Origin of the sequence: Streptomyces sp. DH12 (assembly GCF_020873895.1) — a bacterium.
Taxonomy (GTDB): domain Bacteria; phylum Actinomycetota; class Actinomycetes; order Streptomycetales; family Streptomycetaceae; genus Streptomyces.
Genome location: NZ_JAHWGT010000333.1, coordinates 1 through 677 on the forward strand (window position 1 = coordinate 1; position 677 = coordinate 677).

At 75.8% G+C, this 677-nt stretch carries 1 pseudogene; it reads left to right on the plus strand.

The annotated features are described in order from the left end of the window. Positions 1–624, plus strand: a pseudogene (locus LPA54_RS34385) (hypothetical protein); the annotation flags it as partial. Positions 625–677: the final 53 nt, after the last annotated feature.

The following is a 677-nucleotide window of genomic DNA, read 5'->3' on the forward strand; positions in this document are numbered from 1 at the left end:
GCCGTACTCGTTTCACTCGGCATCGGCCCGGCCGGACAAGTCTGCGGTGACCACGCCGTCTGCTACCCGCCGTACGGCGCTCCCGGCGCGTCCGCCCCACAGGGCGCAGGCCGGGAGGCCGGCGTGCCCGTACTGGAGCCGTTGTACCCCGACCGCCTCGCCGAGGACTTCATCGCGCTCACCCTCCCGGGGCATCGCGCCGACCATCCGTCCTCGCCCTGGGCGGCGGATGCCGTACGCACCCTCCTCGGCCGTGACGGCGACGGCACCGCCCCGGCCTGGACCCCGCGGGCGGTCACTTTCCTGGCCGCCGCTGCCGAACGGTGGCCGCACGTCGTCTCCGGACACCTGCAGCCGCTGCTGCGCGAGGATCCCCGGCTCGCGGTCGACGCCGGAAGCGCCGCACTGGCCGGTCTCGCCCGCGCGTACCTGGCTCTCGGCCGTACGGACGAGGCCGTCGCCGCGGCGCAAGAGGCGCTCTCCCTGCGCGAGCGGCTCGCCGAGGAGGCCCCTGAGGTGCACGGGGCCGCGCGGGAGGAATCGCGGCGACTGCTCGCCGGACTGCGGAGCGTCACCCCGGCGCAACGTCCGCGCCACGGCCGGTGGCCGTGGCCACCGCGGTAGGCGGACCCCATGGCGTACGTTGTCGCCCGAAGCAGCCCGGCCGTCAGGAACAC